This window comes from Peribacillus simplex (assembly GCF_030123325.1).
Classification (GTDB): domain Bacteria; phylum Bacillota; class Bacilli; order Bacillales; family DSM-1321; genus Peribacillus; species Peribacillus simplex_D.
Genome location: NZ_CP126106.1, coordinates 2,750,610 through 2,768,013, shown reverse-complemented (window position 1 = coordinate 2,768,013; position 17,404 = coordinate 2,750,610). Strand labels below are relative to the sequence as shown.

The 17,404-nt window shown below is 36.9% G+C and carries 18 protein-coding genes; 8 read left to right on the top strand and 10 right to left on the bottom strand.

From position 1 onward, the window contains the following. The first annotated feature begins 126 nt into the window (after positions 1–126). Positions 127–396, top strand: a complete 270-nt coding sequence (locus tag QNH43_RS13115) for a hypothetical protein (RefSeq protein ID WP_283918173.1) — start codon at positions 127–129, stop codon at positions 394–396. Between the two features lie 19 nt (positions 397–415). Here the strand turns inward: QNH43_RS13115 and QNH43_RS13110 are convergent, their stop codons facing one another. The 4 genes from QNH43_RS13110 to QNH43_RS13095 all read right to left on the bottom strand — a co-directional run bounded on the left by QNH43_RS13110 (position 416) and on the right by QNH43_RS13095 (position 2,315). Beyond that, positions 416–583, bottom strand: a complete 168-nt coding sequence (locus tag QNH43_RS13110; RefSeq protein WP_283918172.1) for a hypothetical protein — start codon at positions 581–583, stop codon at positions 416–418. Next, positions 584–865 (bottom strand): hypothetical protein, encoded by a 282-nt coding sequence (locus QNH43_RS13105; protein ID WP_283918171.1) that lies wholly within the window; start codon positions 863–865, stop codon positions 584–586. Between the two features lie 135 nt (positions 866–1,000). Beyond that, entirely contained in the window at positions 1,001–1,321 is a 321-nt protein-coding gene (locus QNH43_RS13100) for a hypothetical protein (RefSeq protein WP_283918170.1), read from the bottom strand. A gap of 115 nt (positions 1,322–1,436) precedes the next feature. Next, positions 1,437–2,315 carry an acyltransferase gene (locus QNH43_RS13095; protein ID WP_283918169.1) on the bottom strand — a complete coding sequence of 293 codons (879 nt, stop codon included), beginning with the start codon at positions 2,313–2,315 and terminating at the stop codon, positions 1,437–1,439. Between the two features lie 236 nt (positions 2,316–2,551). On the opposite strand from QNH43_RS13095, the gene QNH43_RS13090 reads away from it, so the two are divergent. Both QNH43_RS13090 and QNH43_RS13085 read left to right on the top strand, forming a co-directional pair. Continuing rightward, positions 2,552–3,304, top strand: coding sequence for an alpha/beta fold hydrolase (locus QNH43_RS13090; protein ID WP_283918168.1), 753 nt, complete (start codon positions 2,552–2,554; stop codon positions 3,302–3,304). A gap of 7 nt (positions 3,305–3,311) precedes the next feature. Next, positions 3,312–3,896 carry a TetR/AcrR family transcriptional regulator gene (locus tag QNH43_RS13085; RefSeq protein WP_283918167.1) on the top strand — a complete coding sequence of 195 codons (585 nt, stop codon included), beginning with the start codon at positions 3,312–3,314 and terminating at the stop codon, positions 3,894–3,896. Positions 3,897–4,377: 481 nt separating this feature from the next. On the opposite strand, the gene QNH43_RS13080 is transcribed toward QNH43_RS13085, so the two are convergent. From QNH43_RS13080 to QNH43_RS13070, 3 genes are all read right to left on the bottom strand, one after another. After that, a complete protein-coding gene (locus QNH43_RS13080; RefSeq protein WP_283918166.1) occupies positions 4,378–5,661 on the bottom strand; it encodes an MFS transporter in 1,284 nt (427 codons plus the stop codon). 281 nt (positions 5,662–5,942) lie between these two features. After that, the gene (locus QNH43_RS13075) at positions 5,943–7,130 is read right to left on the bottom strand and encodes a CaiB/BaiF CoA transferase family protein (protein ID WP_283918165.1); all 1,188 of its coding nucleotides are present in this window, start codon (positions 7,128–7,130) and stop codon (positions 5,943–5,945) included. 25 nt (positions 7,131–7,155) lie between these two features. Then, positions 7,156–8,955 (bottom strand): acyl-CoA dehydrogenase family protein, encoded by a 1,800-nt coding sequence (locus QNH43_RS13070; protein ID WP_283918164.1) that lies wholly within the window; start codon positions 8,953–8,955, stop codon positions 7,156–7,158. A gap of 468 nt (positions 8,956–9,423) precedes the next feature. On the opposite strand from QNH43_RS13070, the gene QNH43_RS13065 reads away from it, so the two are divergent. Further along, positions 9,424–10,155 (top strand): IclR family transcriptional regulator, encoded by a 732-nt coding sequence (locus tag QNH43_RS13065; RefSeq protein WP_283918163.1) that lies wholly within the window; start codon positions 9,424–9,426, stop codon positions 10,153–10,155. 248 nt (positions 10,156–10,403) lie between these two features. On the opposite strand, the gene QNH43_RS13060 is transcribed toward QNH43_RS13065, so the two are convergent. Continuing rightward, on the bottom strand, positions 10,404–12,008 hold the full coding sequence (locus tag QNH43_RS13060) for a phosphodiester glycosidase family protein (RefSeq protein WP_283918162.1): 1,605 nt from the start codon (positions 12,006–12,008) through the stop codon (positions 10,404–10,406). A 286-nt stretch (positions 12,009–12,294) separates the two neighbouring features. Here QNH43_RS13060 and QNH43_RS13055 point away from each other — a divergent pair, with 286 nt between their 5' ends. After that, the gene (locus QNH43_RS13055) at positions 12,295–12,609 is read left to right on the top strand and encodes a hypothetical protein (protein ID WP_283918161.1); all 315 of its coding nucleotides are present in this window, start codon (positions 12,295–12,297) and stop codon (positions 12,607–12,609) included. A gap of 110 nt (positions 12,610–12,719) precedes the next feature. Here the strand turns inward: QNH43_RS13055 and QNH43_RS13050 are convergent, their stop codons facing one another. Both QNH43_RS13050 and QNH43_RS13045 read right to left on the bottom strand, forming a co-directional pair. Beyond that, a complete protein-coding gene (locus tag QNH43_RS13050; RefSeq protein ID WP_283918160.1) occupies positions 12,720–13,682 on the bottom strand; it encodes a peptidoglycan-binding protein in 963 nt (320 codons plus the stop codon). 224 nt (positions 13,683–13,906) lie between these two features. Further along, positions 13,907–14,065 carry a hypothetical protein gene (locus tag QNH43_RS13045; protein WP_283918159.1) on the bottom strand — a complete coding sequence of 53 codons (159 nt, stop codon included), beginning with the start codon at positions 14,063–14,065 and terminating at the stop codon, positions 13,907–13,909. Positions 14,066–14,594: 529 nt separating this feature from the next. Between QNH43_RS13045 and QNH43_RS13040 the strand changes: the two genes are divergently transcribed. From QNH43_RS13040 to QNH43_RS13030, 3 genes are read left to right on the top strand one after another with little or no spacing between them, the layout of a single operon-like run. After that, positions 14,595–14,960 carry a DUF2089 domain-containing protein gene (locus QNH43_RS13040; RefSeq protein WP_283918158.1) on the top strand — a complete coding sequence of 122 codons (366 nt, stop codon included), beginning with the start codon at positions 14,595–14,597 and terminating at the stop codon, positions 14,958–14,960. Positions 14,961–14,973: 13 nt separating this feature from the next. Continuing rightward, entirely contained in the window at positions 14,974–15,363 is a 390-nt protein-coding gene (locus tag QNH43_RS13035) for an SHOCT-like domain-containing protein (protein WP_283918157.1), read from the top strand. A gap of 10 nt (positions 15,364–15,373) precedes the next feature. Next, positions 15,374–15,655 carry a hypothetical protein gene (locus tag QNH43_RS13030; RefSeq protein ID WP_283918156.1) on the top strand — a complete coding sequence of 94 codons (282 nt, stop codon included), beginning with the start codon at positions 15,374–15,376 and terminating at the stop codon, positions 15,653–15,655. The last annotated feature ends 1,749 nt before the right edge of the window (positions 15,656–17,404 follow it).

Sequence of the window (17,404 nt, the reverse complement as noted above, 5' to 3'; positions counted from 1 at the left end):
TCCCCTAATTTCATCGAACCTTCTGCAATTCATCAAATCTTTACATGATTAATACATTTTTTTGGACTTATCTATTTTATAATTAAATTACAATTTAATAATTCATCATCATATGGAGGGTACATCATGGAAATAAATGATAGGCAACCATTTGAGTCTTTTTTATCTCCTCGTCAACTTACTGAGCTAAAAATCTTATCTACTAAAACAAACATAGCTTTCCATGAATTATTAGCAATGCCATCAATAGTCTCACTTCTAGAGAAACTGAACAATACTACCGAACTAAATGATGAGCTTAATAATAAAGAAATGATATTAAGAAATAAAGTTTTCATTAATAAAAATAAAGAAGTATTAAATAAGACACAAAAAGCACTCGACCATTTAGGCTGAGTGCTTTTTCTTTTAATATTTAATTTTTATTGTCATGGTCAGAATTGTCCTTATTCGCAATTGCAAAAATTAATGCACTAATTATAGCTGCACCACCCATTGCTACTTTATCTAAATGTAATTTATCTAATAAAATTTGTTTATTTACAGACTTATGTAAGTCCTTTAAATCTTCAATAATTATCATTCAGATTTCTGAATCATTTTCATTTTTTAGCTGCTCTGAAAGTGTTTTTTGGTAATCAGCTACCCTTTGATTATTGTATTTTAGTGATTCGTTTAGATATCCCATATAATCATTTACCAATTGAGAAAAATTACCTATCTGTGAAACGATAATTTTTATTTTTTCTTCTGGAATTTTCGATAATGATTTTACAATTTTTTGAAAAGTATAACCATCAATGTTAGGATTTTTAATAAGATCATTTTCAATAATTTGTAATTCTGTCTTTTTAAGCTTGGGCATATCTTCACCTCTTTGATTATTTTTGAAATATCCTCCTAATTATTTGTCAATACCACCTACCATGATTGAATAAACACATAATTCAGATAAAAAAAACACCCGATTATTCGGATGCTTACGGAATATTGAGCAACTTTAGAAAGCAGGATCCCCTAATAACCTGTCTAACTCTTCTTCAAAAGCTTCTCTCAAATAGTTATCAAGTATCGCTTCACTTAAAATGCTAGAAGTGTATCGGCCTTTAAATTTCCCCTCAGATAGCTCCAACCGATCTAATACCTTTTCACTTGCTTCTTGTCGCTGGAAGTCAATAAATTTTAGATTTAGTACGATAGCGGGACTTTCAAAATCAACAAATAGTTCTCTTTGATCTAAAGTAATCTTGAGAAATGCTCCTTCATAGTAATCTATTGCTAATTCTCCTTTGTGAAAAAGGAATAACCCTAAAAAAGACAATAAGGAACTAAACCCCTTAAATGCATTTTAAAAAAACTTACAATTATTCCTGTATCCATCATCCCTTAACTACCATTTAGAATTTTCTGGTTTTAATCTGGAATAATTCATTCATCTACTTCTTACTTCCCTTGCTAAAGATTCGATCGAGAAATGTTTTCTTTCTCTCAGGAGGCACTGGGAGAAAGAAACGATTCTTACTTATTACATCAAGATAAGGGGTTAATATGTCAGTCTTCTCCTCTACAGAAGTTGCGGTACTTAGCTGTTCTTCAATTTTCGCGAAATGTTTTGCCGTTGAGCCTTTTGAGGTATAGACAAAACGCCCATCCGGGAATTTTTGTGATTGTGCTGTTTCTTTTTCAGTATATGCATGGACAGACGGACGTGCCCAAAAAACATTTTTCCGCACCACACGTGCAGGACTTCCTGCAGCTGCTACATTTGATGGGAGCGATTTTGCGACGAGTGACTTTGCACCTAAAATTGAACCTGTACCAACTTCCACTCCTTTAAGAATCATGACGTCCTGCCCAATCCATATGTGGTCACCTAAGTACACACTCTTTGTTGGGTTAATCCGTTTTCGAGTTGTTCCATCGTAAATCAAATGTGGATCTGCCAAACGAACGACTACACCAGTTGAAAACATATTATCATCACCGATGAATAGATTCTTTTGTTCAGAGAGAATAAATCTCGTAGCTCCATTAAATGAATAGTTGCGACCCAGGAAAAATGTATTGTCATTCCAAACATTGACTCTTATCGTTGCATTGCGTTTGGATTTACCAATGATTATGAGCGAGTTGTTGCCATTAAAACTTAGCGTCGCATCTTTAAATTCCGCTCCACGTTCAATAATTAACCGATTTCCTTCACCAAACAATTTGATTTTACTATTCACAAATGAAATCTCATCTTCGGTATTTCCTATAAAGAGGATTTCATTATCCGTTTCTGGTTTTTGTAATATATTTGAAATGATTTCCATGCTATTCGTACCCTCTTTTTCTAAGTGTTGAAAACGTGTTCATTATACATCATTTTTTACTCAACACAAAGACCGCTTAAGAAAACCTGAGGAGATGTAAAGCTGAAGCCTTCAGATTTTACTATTGATAAGCAGCATTATGCGGAATAGAAATAATTACTTAGGTTTAATATTGACTAAACGTTCATTCAATAATAAAATAATACTGAAAATTCAGTAAAAACGGAGGGGTTGCATTGGATTTACATGTTGAGATTACTGGCAGTGGTCATCCTATTGTTCTTATTCATGGCGGTGGTGCTGATTTGAGGCAATGGACATTTTTTGCTTCTCTTTTATCTAAGGATTACAAAGTTATTGCTTTTGATGGACGTGGTGCTGGTCAATCACCATCCCCTATAAAACATGCAAACTATGTTGACGATGTATTGACATTAATGGATTATCTAGAACTTAAACAGGCAACGATTATCGGCCATTCCATGGGCGGACAGATTGCAACTGATTTCGCTCTTAATTACCCTGAAAGAGTATCGAAACTTGTATTAATTGCTCCTTCTTTAACAGGTTTTCCCTATTCAAAGGAGTTTGAACAATATCATGACAAGATATTGGAAAGTGCCCCCAATATAGATAAGATGTTGGATCTTGCCCTTCATTCACAAACATATCAAGTTGTTATCGATAGTCCGCACAAAGATCTCGCTGTTCAAATGCTCAGGCATCATTTCGGGCGCATGCTTAAGTGGCCCGCTGATTTCTGCATGATATGGCCTCAGCCGCCAGCAATGGGACGATTAGAAGAATTAAACCCCGAAACTTTGTTTTTTATCGGCAAAAAGGACTTGGCAGACAATTTTCGGGTTGCCGATTGTTTCCGTAAGGTTCCAAACATCCGTTTCATCGAACTAGAGGATGCCGATCATATGCTGCCCCTCACCCATTCTGAAGTTTTATATCAAGAGTTCACTGCTTTTATGGAGGATTGAAGTTAAAATGCCACGTACACCCGAAGAGAATGACCGCATTCGCCAAGCATCCAAAGAAAAAATCCGTACTGCAGCCATGGAGTTATTTATGAAACAGGGATATTACGCTACTTCCATAAGTGATATAGCCAAGAAGGCGGGTATTTCTAAAGGTTTACTCTATAACTATTACAAAGGAAAAGAAGAGCTGCTTTCAGAAATGGTCGAGGCCAGAATCAGGGAAGTGGTTGAAGTCATGGAAGAAGCGTTCACCTTAAATACACCTCGTGAACAGCTTGAACATATAGTCAATGGTGCCATTGAAAATATCCACAAAAAACCGGAAGTCCACCGCTTCTATCTGCACCTGCAAACTCAGCCAGAGGCTGATGAAGAGTTGATAAAATACAGTCATCTCATAATTAAAGCAAATGCTAGACAATTTGAGTTTCAATGTAAGATATTTGAAAGTATGGGGGAAAAGGAACCAAGGAAACGATCGTTATATTTTTCATCTGTGCTACAAGGGATTATGTTGATGATATCCACCTATCAACAAGGGTTTCCGGTAGAAGAAATAAAGAACCAGATTATACGGGAGTTTTGTAACTAGCCTACCGTTTAATAGGGACTATCTTGCATTAAGTAAAAATAATGAAATTCCACAATCGGGCGCTAAAAATTGGCTTAAAGAGATAGAAGTGAACACAAAAAGTTAGACACTTTATTTTATTAGGCAACCTTAGGGCATGACCTGAAAATCACATATTCTTCTAGAGTGAAAAAAAAAGGGGCTGACCCCAAATCATGTTTCAGTAATTTTAGGGCAGCCTTCTTAAAGTTATTTTCTAAAAATTCTCTCACTTGATTGTTTACCAACTACTGCTTCCACTCTACATCTGGAAGCTCGTAGAGGACATCCTCGACCTCTATGGATAATCATACTGCCTCCACAATAAACGATGTGAATATAACCTCACTCGTCCTTCTTGACCCTTCTTTACCATTATGTACACACTTTGCTGATATTCATTTATACTCAGTGCTTCCTTAAACAATTAAACATTATTAGCCTTTGTTAATCCATAATGTTGTTAATTTATAGACTGATTGGCGTAAACGCTTTCTTTTTGGCCGGTTGCAGAATTTTCTTCATTCCCAAATGGATCGTACATTTTTTCCCGAATAAACAGTGCAGGAATTAATGCTGATACCACATACGCAATAGCTAGTGTAGCTAATCCGAATCCAATTGAATAGGATTCCGCCACGACACCGATGAGAAATGGAGCCATCGCTGATCCGACTCTACCGACATTATACGATCCCCCTACAGCCGTACCACGAATATGTGCAGGAAAACTCTCTGCCATGTAAGTAGCATTAACCGCATAAGGTATACCATAAAGGAAACCTAGTAAAGTAAGTAACAGAATAATGTTGGACGGTGAATTATAAAGATAAACGATTGGTAAGACAATTGCAGTAGAGAAACCACCAACAATAAACATCGTTTTACGACCGTATCGATCTGCCAGCCAACCTGCAATGATCTTACCTAAGATTGCCGCTGCATATGTCCCTACAATATACCCTGTCATTTTTTTAAAATCAAAACCTAAATCAGATACAATATACGTCGGCAGCCAGGTACCAATGCCATAATAAGCAAATTGTAAGAAGGTCGCAGTAAGACCCCAAAATATAAAAATCTTTCTTGTTTTTGAATCTTTGAAAATCGCAGCCCACTCATTTTTCTTATTACCCCTACCCATTTGTTTTTGAGCTTGCACCCTTTCCTTCCACCCTTGAGGTTCAGGAATTTTGAATCTGATATAAATTGCCAAAAGAACAGGTACAACTGCGATAAAATAAAGAGGCCTCCATCCGTATTCAGGCAAGATTGCACCAGCCAATAAAGCTGCCACTAAATATCCTAATGAATAAGCTGCTTGTAATGTACCTAAGATCGTCGTCCTTTTTTTCGTAGGTACATATTCTGCCATAAGCATCGTAACAATAGTATATTCCGCCCCTATCCCGATAGCAGAAATGAAACGAATAACGATAAATTGTTCATACGTTTGGGCAAATCCAAGTATACACGTTCCAATAGAGAATAGAACCATCATCCAGGTTGCCATTCTTACCCGGCCAAACCGGTCAGATAACCAACCGCCACCGATTCCGCCGACAGCCATACCCACTAAGGACCATGTAGCGATGAGACCTGCATCTGCTTTACCAATATTAAACTCTTCCATTAGACTAGGCATCGTGATAGATAGCATGATTAAGTCCATGCCATCTACCATAAGACCTAAAAAGCTTGCGACGAATACCACAATCCAAGTCCGATCTGACGTACGATTATTCATACTAACCCCCCTTGATTTTGGATTATCTTCTTGTTAAAAACGGTAAACGCCCATTTGATGTAAGCGCCGTCAATTTGAAGTTGAAAAATCATCCGATGATAGGAGTGTAATGAAGACTTTATTCATCACTGCTTCGTTTTCCCATACTAATTTTGTTCATTTAACATGGTTTTAGGTTCATAGTATTATTGATTAATCAGGGGATTACTTTAAAAGCTAACAACAATTCTTTTCCATCTACCAATAACGTGATATCCAGATGCCTACTAAGTAATTTATTTTCAAATAACCTTCTCTTCCATAAACGTTTCAATTTCTTGTTTATCGTACCCTAATTCCAACAATACTTCTTTAGTATGCTCCCCATGTAAAGGGGGATGCCTCTCGATTGTGACAGGTGTATCCGAGAGCTTTATAGGTGATCCCAAAAGTTTAACAATTCCGACAGTGGGATGATCAACTTCCTGAATCATTTGCCTTTCAAGTACTTGTTCATCTGTAAATACTCTATCTAAAGTATTGATGGGACCACAAGGAATATTGTTTTCTTGGAAGACTTTAAGCCATTCATCTGCTGTTTTTGTCAATATCACTTCTTGTAATATAGGAATTAACTCTTCCCTATATATGATTCTTGCATTAGCTGTTGCAAAACGCTCATCCTGGGGTAATTCCTCTGCATTTATTAATGAACAAAAACGCTGGAATTGCCTGTCGTTGCCTACTGCAATTATGATCTCTTTATCTTTTGTTTGGAAATTCTGATAGGGAACTAGGGTCGGATGCTGATTTCCATACCGCTTAGGCAGATTTCCTGTATTTAAAAAACCTGTACCTATATTCAGCAATGAAGCAACCATTGAGTCCATAAGGGAGATGTCACAATGCTGGCCACGGCCAGTATGGTTCCTAGCCTCCAAAGCGGCTAATATGCTAATGATTGCGTATAGACCTGCATATAAATCGGCCATGGCAATCCCTGCTTTTACAGGTTCACCATCGGATGTGCCATTCACACTCATAAACCCACTCATTGCCTGAGCAAGAAAGTCATATCCAGGTAATTGTTTATACGGTCCTGTATGACCAAACCCAGTAATGGAGCAGTGAATTATTTTAGGGTTCAATGCTTTCAAGTCTTCGTATCCCAGTCCTAACCGCTCCATCGTTCCTGTCTTAAAATTTTCTACAATAACATCAGATTCCTGAATGAGTTTTTTTATGATTTGAATTCCTTCTTTTGTCTTTAAATTCACCGTTATGGCACGTTTATTTCGATTAACTGCCATATAATACAAACTAATATCTTCAATGTCCGGAGGAAACCATGTTCGTGTTTCATCCAAGAAATCCGGCCCTTCCACTTTAATAATATCTGCACCCAAATCTCCTAAAATACTTGTACAGACAGGACCAGCCACCACTCGGCTTAGATCAAGAACTTTTATCCGGCTTAATGCCCTATTCATTGTTCTCACCTCCATCCTTTGACGTTTAGAGTTTCACAGCCTGTTGCACGTTTTCCAGCAAACCTTCTACGGCCCCTTTTGACACTATGTCAAAGGCAACAATAGCATCAAACCATTGCAATAAAGATGAGTCAAAGTAATTAAGTTCATCCAAGCCACTTGAAAGCAAAAAACGATGGATATACTGCAAAGCCATGTATAATTTTCGATAGTTTTCTTGGGCTGTAATTTGTACTTCTGCTTCACTTAGCAGAAGACTGGCAGTGAATATATGATACATCCGGTTCATTAATTGTTTAGAAGGCAATTCCCTTTCTTGTCCATTCAGACTCATTATCCTCTTTGATTGCGATTCAACTTTTTTGGATATTTGCAGAAGAATCTTCCCAATCTGTTTAGTCAAAGAATTCGTAATCCCTTCCAATCGATTGTAAAGGTCGTTAAAAAAGATTTCTCCTGCTTCGTCTTTCACTAACGCTCTTACAACGTCTAAGGCAACAATATTCGTGGTGCCTTCCCAAATGGAACCAACATGAGCATCCCGGACAAGTTTCGAATCTATCCAATCCTCGATATATCCATTTCCTCCTCTGGCTTCCATCCCTTCCGAGGTAGAATTTCTTGCACGTTTACAAATGTATCCTTTTAGCAATGGCGTCAAAATTCGTAATAGCTTTTCATCTTCCCGGTTCCCTTGATCAGAATTATCATAAACGGAAGCTGTGTAAAATGTGATGGACGCAGCTGCTTCGCAATCTAGTAATAGTTCAAAAAGTGTTTCTTTCATAAGGGGTTTTTCAGACAATGAGCTGCCAAATGCGACACGTCCGCGAGCTGAAACGTGTGCTTCTAAAAAGCTTCTTCGCATCATTGCGCTAGATCGTACGGCGTTCGATAACCGTGAAGAATTCACCATCGACATCATTTGTTTAAAACCCTTTGTAATATCCCCTACGACATACGCAACGGCCCCTTCAAAAGTCACCTCACCGGAAGCCATATCGCGGGTCCCGAATTTATCTTTTAGGCGATTAACTTTGTATTTATTAAGAGAACCATCTGGCAGTTTCCTTGGCATTAAAAACATTCCAAGACCTTTAGTACCCTCGGGGGCGTCTTCAGGGCGAGCCAAAACTAATGCTACATCTGCTGAAACATTGGAACAAAACCATTTATCACCCCAAATCTCCCAATGATCATCAACTTTCCTTGCTGTTACCGTATTAGCACCTACGTCAGACCCGCCTTGTTTTTCGGTCATAAATTGGGCACCTGTCCATAAAGTTTTCATATCAGTACTCGTCATACGAGACAAATAGGTTTCTTTTAAACCTTGATCACCAAATTTACTTAAGACCCTTGCAGCAGAGTCAGTCATACTCATCGGGCAAGCTAAACCAAACTCGGATTGGACAAACAAATACCAAAATCCGTACTTTAACACGTGCGGTAGTTTAGTAGGAAATCCCAGCACAGGTTTATGAGACATAGCGACCAGTGCGAACTTTCCATATCCTAATGTTTCCATTTCTTTATAGGAAGGATGATATGCAACTTCGTCTACTCGTTCCCCTTTTGCATCGTAATTTATTAACTCGGGAGTATGCTTATCGGCCATCCGGGATAATTCATCAAGCCTTGTTCCGGCTATTTCCCCCAACTCCTTTAAGTGAGGAAGGGCACGATCATAATTTTCTGTAGAAAGATAATGTTTAAGTATAAAAGACAAATTTTGATCCTCTTCAAAAAAGTTTAATCCTTTCGTGTCGGGCATCGCACCAGAATAGGCTTTTCTAGAATTAGAGTTTAATAATTTCACGGACATATTAATCCCCCCTGTTTAATTTTCAATCATTAATATAGAATTTTTCTGTTATCCCCCCTTTTACTTTTTTATACGGTTTACCAAATCAGGATCTGTAAAAGTCATTCGTTTTCCAGGTTACTATTTCACTTCCTTTCCTCATTTCACGAAATTATTATTCATAATAAAGGAATCACAATTCCTATATTATGAATATAAAGTTAGTTTTCAGAAAAGTCAATTTATTACTTAAGACCTCAACTTGCAGAAAAATTGACTTTTTCTCCTCCAAAATTTATATAAATATAATTTTAAAAAAAGATGGGATGATCCATAAAGTTCACTTTTGGGGAACTTTTTGAATCACCCCTTTCAATTCATAATAATGATAACAGAAACTATTCTAGCTACTAATTGGCCCCTTATCTTACTATGATATAATATTTTTAATAATTAAATTAATTTGGGATTTTTTTGGAGGATTTATTTATGAACACTAAGATTTCTTCTACAGTGCAGCGTGCAATCAAAATCATCAATTATTTAAATGAAACAACCGGTCCACAAGGAATTAAAAATATTAGCGAAAAACTTAACATTTCTCCCCCTATCACTCATCGTCTGCTTACTACTTTGAAAATGGACGGTTTGGTATTCCAAGATGCAGATTCCAAAAAATATTCACTTGGTACGGTGTTTATTGATTATGCAAATAAAATAATCACCGATGTACCTTTTGTCTCAATAATCGATCCACAACTAATTAAATTAAGAGACGAGACACAGGAAACTGTAGGGTTTTATATGTTAACAAACATGATTAGGATGTGTGTAATTGAACATGTAAGTAATCAGGAAATAAGCAGAAGAGCAGGGGTTGGTAATAGGATTCCGCTACAACTTGGCTCAAGCGGACGAGTAATTTTGGCATTTCTTAGCGAAGGCCTACAGGCACAAGTATTAAACCTCCTTCCAGAGGAAGAAAGAAAAATGCTTCAACAACAATTGGATATTATTGTAAATACTCATTACTCTATTAATGAGGAAGAAATCACGAAGAATGTAGCTGCATTATCAGCCCCAGTATTCGGTGCTAAAGGGAAAGTCATTGGAGCTATTTCCATTTCCGGGCCAGTCTTTCGCTGGAATAAAGAATCGATGGAACAACATATCTCTTTATTGTTAAGAACTGCTGAAAGTATTTCAAAATCCTTATATTAAATGATCGCAAAATTACATTACCTTTTGGCCTTATTTTATGCCTCAAGTTCAAACAGCAATAAATAGCTTAATTCTTTGTGATCTTGGTCGGATGATCCCATTATAAAAAATCTCTTCAGAAACCTATCTGAAGAGATTTTTTAGTTTATTCGTGACGGCCGGTTTGAACTAAAACCACTATCACCGCTTAAAGGAATCTTCTGAATATATGAAGAAGTTACTCTTTATCTCCTTTACATGTTCATTTATTATTTCACTAACAATATTCCGTCGGCAATCGGGCGTTCACCTGTTGCGTCAGATGGTCTTGTGACTCGGTCAGCCCCAACTGTCATGGTCGTCGATCCGCCGCCGTCAAGATTGATGGCATCTACGGCTCCTAGTGACTTCATGACTTTTGCACTTTCTTCAAAATTAGCCCCCACACTCCATCCTGGTGCGCGTCCATCGATGGTGACAAATAATAGATTTCCATTCTCTTTTATTCCTGCAAGCGTTCTAGGATTACGACGTTCCCCAAATCGATAATAAAATCCAGGATCTTCTTCCCAGTGAAAGCCTTCCTCTACGGCATTAATGGAAATTTCTCCCTTTTCCAATAAACGGGGACCTCCGTTAATCATGCTAGTGGTTTGGTCTAATCTTAATGGCTTTCCATCCCCGAGGATTTCACTCTTCACCTGAATCTTCATCCCTTGTCGGGCATGGTCACGAAGCCATTCTGCCGCTTCCCCCGTTCCCGCAATAACTGAACCGCTGCTTGGAATTATTCCCCCACGATGGTTACGAATTTCCTCCACGTCCCCGGCATGATTTATTACCACTTCCACACCGTCGCCCGATTCTGTCTTTTCTCCAAATACGGATGTATATTGAATAAGCTCACTTTCATCCATACAAGTAAAATCGTGTTTCGGCCGTTCTGTTGTCGTATCTCCTCCAATACCGCCACAATTGCGGATTAATCCCGGCTTACGATTTAATCCATCCACTTCCCTAACCGCACCATCAGATGAAGTAGCCTGAATTGACGTGGAAACGGATGCGATGTTTGCCTTCTCTTCAACAGAAGAAAAAATCAGAGCTGAACGGCCATTTATCGCTTCACTGACAAGTTGACCTTTGCTGGCGAATATACCGGCAAGATCGCCTGGTGTTCCATCCTTGGCCCCAACAACAAAGTATCCAGCATTAACTCCTGCAATGGCATCATTTCTATCAGCCATTTGGGTCAATGTTTCTTTTCCTATCACTGCATCATTTGCTAATTCTGGCACCACATGCCCTTGAAATCGATCCCTATCCACTTCAAGTACGTTCACCACCCATGGTCCTGTTGTTTTCTCTCCGTCTTCACCCGTATACACAGTCCGTAGACCCGAATATCCCTTTTCCGATAACTTGTTTCTCATTTCGGCTGCATCCGCTTCCTGCTGATATTGGCCGATGCGAACAATGTATCCAAGTGGTCCTTTTCCCCTGTCATCCAAGGTCCGATCCGGTTCCCTTATTATGCGAGCATTTTTGAAACCGTCCCTCTTTAAATTTCCCAACAATTTCTTTGCCTGCTTCTGTGTTTCTGCAAATGCCACATCCACTGTGAAATAGTCTTTAGAAGATGTTTCACCACGATTGATTTTGGTGTACGTCACTCCTGGTGCTGGATTCATGGAAGTTCTTTGCTCATCCAAATTAGACGTTCCCAGCGGAAGCACATGATTATTCATTTGCACTTGTGATTGAACATTCAATTCTGCTTGAACTGGAGTTTCCGGAATCGCATTAACAATCATCACTGACGCTAGACTAATAGAGGCGATAGGCAAAATTGGCTTTTTCCATATTTTTTTCATCTTTTTCCTCCAATAAAGTTATGTCCACCTTTAACTTTATTGTCTAAATGTGTTGGAAAATTAAAAAGACTATTATATTTCAGTCAATTTTAAGTGAACGAAAATGAGAATAAATGCTCGATAAATATTACAATTCATTTTTGTGAAAGGACAACTTTTGGATATTTTCTCTTTGTACTCAGTAAATCAACCTTTACTTTTAACAAAGCCTTAACCTTGCCTTACTACCTGATCAGTGGATATCATAAGAATATCGCGTGGGATTATCAGTCTGGAGGTGAAATTGATGGAGACAGTAAAAAAGAACTTATTATTAATACCAACCATTTTGTCGGTTATCAATATTATCTGCCTTGCTTCATTCCTTATTGGACTTAGTACCATGAACTATCCAATTTCAAGGATTTTAACAGATCTTGGTTTGCTATGCCCAATTATTGCAACCTTATCATTCTTTTATTTAGTGATTAAAGTCAAGGGTATAAAGCATTCCACATTAAAGTACTTCCATATCGTAAATGCGGTCACATTTCTTGTCCCAGTATGTATTCTTACTTTTCTTATACTACGTTTCTTGAACGATTGGGATATTTACTTTTAAAAAAACTGCCATTATAAAACCATTTTTTATTCAAACAAAAAAAGCCCTCATTTTTAGGGCTTTTTTCCTAAGCCAATTGCATTTAAGCATTATAGTTTTATTCTCATATATTATTTAAATAGTTTTGCAAAGGTATTTTCACCTGCAATACCGTCTGCAGGTATCCCCTCGGCCCTTTGAAATGCCTTAACCGCTATTTCCGTTCCGCTTCCAAAGATGCCATCCATGCCATGTGGATTTTGCCCTTCCAAATAAAGTGCAGCTTGAAGGATATAGGTGATATTCCCTTTCGCCCCTTCCCTAACATTAGGTGATGCCGCTTTTGTTTGGGGTCCCCATATTCCATCAACATTGATCTTTGCACCGTATTGTTTATTCAATTCGGTTTGAAAACCCTTTATCAAAGCTGTTTTAGTATTAGGACCATAATAACCATCAACATCTATTTTTGCATTATACCGGCTATTTAATGTACTTTGGATGGACTTGATAGCCGGATTGCCGCTGTCCTTTGCAGGCGTATCTTTTATAATGACATCCGATTCGACTTGTGTTGCTGGTGGCGTGGTTCCATTCACTTTTGATATCAGTCTAGGCTTTGTTCCCGCTTTTAGCTGAGAATAAGTTAGTCCGCCCGTCATATCCAAGTGCGGATAATCTTTCAAGCTTGACCAATCCCCGCCCCATGCAAAGCCCAAGGTTTTACCAATGGCCGCTACACGTTTCCATTTTGCATCAACAGTCCATATGGCATTCTTTCCATTATCGCTGACTATGAAGTAATCAATGGCTAGTCCATAGTTATGGTAAGATTGGCCTGGCATAGCATTGGTCACTCTCGGTTTCGATAAATCACTATAGTTTTTACCATCGTAGATATAACCTAGGCGACCTTGACCATATAGCTTTGCTTGATCTTCCATAGACCGATAACCTGCGCTGATTTGGACAAAAATGCCTTCTTCGTATGCCCGTTTAACCATTTCCAATGCTGATTCTTTTACGACTGGATGAATTCCGCTGCCCATATTCTTTTCCGAACGATCCAATAAAGTTTCTAATTTAACTGCCAATTTTTATCACCTCCTAATATGTTATGGTACTTATTAGGGAATGCTTGTACACCTACCTTGACGTTACAATAAAACGTCCTTTTATGTTGATTTAGTTTGGGTTCATCATCCATACAATTCTGGTAAAAAACAAAAGCACACCCCTTAATGGGATTGTGCTTTTATTTTATAAAGGATTATTTTGATTTTCTTTATCTTTACCTTTTCCAATAACCTTTATCAATTCATCCAGCTTTTTCATTTCTTTCTTGATCTAATCTTGTCTTTGCATTGATGAATTTTATTATCTTAATAATGAAATAAACACTTAAAACAATAAGTCCCAGATAAAACAAAATCGGTATGATTGCAAATAGCCCTATTAAACTGCTGGCTTGGTCCATAAATAATTCCTCCTGAAAGTAAAATATAGTATTATTATACAGGAAAAACAGGCTAAGTAGACCCCGTTCTAGATTTAGGACGGGGTTAAAATATAGTCGTTCAATTTTCGATATAGTATCCTTCACTGTCCTAAAAAAATATAACAATAAAGTCTTTTAAAAATCTAAGTTTTATTCAACAATAGCACCCTATTCTGGAATAACTAAAATATAGACTACGTAATTTTCAAGTTCTATCATTAAATAATACATCAATTCTACGACTGCTGAATCATCCTTAGGTGGAATATTAATATCAAATATCCAGGGATTATTATTCAGCATCTCTTAGTCTATGTAATCGTGCTCATTATGTATTTATACACTATGGTAAATATAATACTTGACTGAATAACGGAAACAGATAATCAATAATATTAAATAATAAATTAATATTATTGATTTTTTTGGTTAAAATTTTCAATATTATTATTTATATTTTCAATACCTTGTTATATAATCGAATCAAATAAAAGAAAGGAATTTCATTATGGCTTATAAAGTAATCACAAATTGTCCTGTCTGCAGTGAAACATTGAAAATTACAAAGTTGCAGTGCTCTCATTGTCACACTACGATTGAAAATGAGTTTGAATTATCTAAGCTGGCATCCTTATCAAATGATCAGCTTCATTTTGTAGAAGTATTTTTAACATGCAGAGGGAATATCAAAGAAGTTGAAAAGGAACTGGGGATTTCGTATCCAACGGTTCGAGGCAAGCTAACAGACATCATTTCATCCCTTGGATATGTACAGAAGAAGAAAAATGAATTAGACGAGAAAAAAGTTGTCACCATGTTGGAAAATGGCGAAATCACACCAGAAGAAGCTATAAAGCTCTTAAAAGAGGAATAAGGAGGAATTTATCATGAAAGAGGAAATTACAAGAGTGTTAACAATGGTTCAAGAAGGGAAGATTGATGCAGATAAGGGATCAGAACTGATTCAAGTACTAAAAGAGAAAGAAGAAACAGGTAATAAGCTTTTTGAAAAACCGACTAAATATTTGGATAAAACATTAAAAATTCGTGTTGTATCAGCCCAAAATGATAACGTAACGGTCAATTTGCCCATAAAACTCGTCAAGGTCGTATTAATGGCTGGACACAGCATCGCAGCTAGTATTCCTCAATCGGAAAAATACGTTAAAGATATAAACATAAACCTTATTATTGAAGCAATCGAAAACGAATTGGATGGCCAAATTGTTGATATTAAATCGGCAAACGGGGATACCGTTTCGGTCATCATTGATTAGTGATTCGCTTATGATGCATGTAAAAGTGAAAGCAAAAGACGTTCGGTTTTCCATCCCAATTCCATATGCTATTTTAAACATCGTTATTTCAATTTTGTCTTCAAAATTTTTTCAGCAAAATGCAAACAAATGGACAAAAGAGCACTTCGAAAGAAAAAAACTGGACTTTACCTTTCCACTAATAGACAAAAAAACGCTAAAGCCTATCGTCAAGGAACTGAAAAATTATAAAGGGATCGTGCTAGTGGATGTCAAAGCTAAGGACGGCACTGAGGTTAAGGTTAGACTATAATTTTATGTAGGATACACCTCGATTAAAATATCCTTCCATTTAAACAGGAGGGACATTTAATCAACTTATAAAAAGCTCATACTTAGCGAAATAAAGTAACTCCATTTTTGAATCGATCCAAAATGGGGTTTTTCCATTTGGCCGATCTTTATTTTAAAGCTACAAAATTGTTCTTATGAAATTTACTTATCGTGCAACATATACTCTAAAACAGATGCAAATAATCTCCTAAAGTCACAGCGTCAGTTCCAAAAATCATCCAGCCTCCAGCACACTTCGCCAAACCTCAACCAGCTTTCGATTAATTTTTATTCGTTTTGTTTCGTATTTTCAACCTCCAACCTTAAGAAAAACTGGCTTATAATCATTCAGTCATCACGGTTGAGTGTTTTTTCATCTTTATATTTGCACTAATACATCCTAATCTACAACTGCATGTCCAAATAAAAAAGGCAGCCACAAGGACTGCCTCTGTTGAACAACTTTTTACGTTGCTTCATTCTTTTAGTGATTAATGGTTACGGCGCTTGTCCTTTTTGCATTTGCATTTACATTTACAATGTTTCCCAGGAAACCATACTGTACTGGGATCATTTTCCTCATAACATTTTTCCTCATAACAACAATTTATCTCCATCCTAACACCCTCCTTACTATTGTATATGCATGGACTGTTGGAAGGTGTGGACAAGTTGCTAAAAGTTTAGAAGTGAATGCAAATTAATTCATTTCCATGATTCTGGATGATTTCCAATGTATTTAAAGCAAACTGAAATCTCCCCAATTTGTATGTCGTTTTTCGCATCTTTAGATACATATATTAATTTCTTTCTTCATCGTATTTAGCCATGCTTCCATGTTCGCTTCATCGATGATTCCTGAATTCTTTTGTTCCAGCAAGAAAATCATGTCAACAAATTAGAAATTATACTTTGGCAGCCATGTTGGGTTTCTCCGGGGAAGTATGCTTCGATTTTCATATTTCCAACTGTTAACGGTGTTGCTATTGATTCCGGTAAAGGATCAGGAATAGAATAGTTAAACTCTTTTGCCAATTTTCCAGTTCTTATCTGTTTACATAATTATATTATGAGATATTAAAAGAGAGGTCATATTTATTTGAACTCAAATTTGGAAGTATAACTATAATACAGGAAGGAAGAAATATAAGAAAAAGTTAAAAAAAGGATTTTTAATCTTGTTAGCTGGTTTATAACGTTCATTACATTTCGAAACAGGCTTATACAGGCATTAGTGGCTCAAAAAATAATAAACGGTACGTACTGCTTTCTTCCGAATTATTTTTAATGGATAAATCTGTTGTTTTTATTATGGTCGCAGCTCCCTGTATTCTCTCATTCTGAACAAACTCTGAGTAACTTACACCTGATTCCAAGACTAATATCCGAGACAAGTGCCGACCAAACATATGAAAATGACTCGCTGCATCAGTAAGTTTTAAAGGTTGTGTTGGATGATCTTTGATAAACAATTTCGCTATATTAAAAAGTGAAGAAGCCGTTTTAGGTAAGGTGAAGAATATCATCATGTAAATGTGACACAAAGGTTTGCACTAACGAAAGAATGAGATAATAAGCCAATTTTTTTAGCATTTCTTCGAAAAAGGCTTGTTCGGTCTTTGTCGCTTGGATAAGCTGGGATTTCCAAATTAGCGTAGCCATCGTTTCCTTTAATGTGTTTTATACTTGAATTTCTTCTTAGAAAAACAAAAAGCACCTGTGCCTAAAA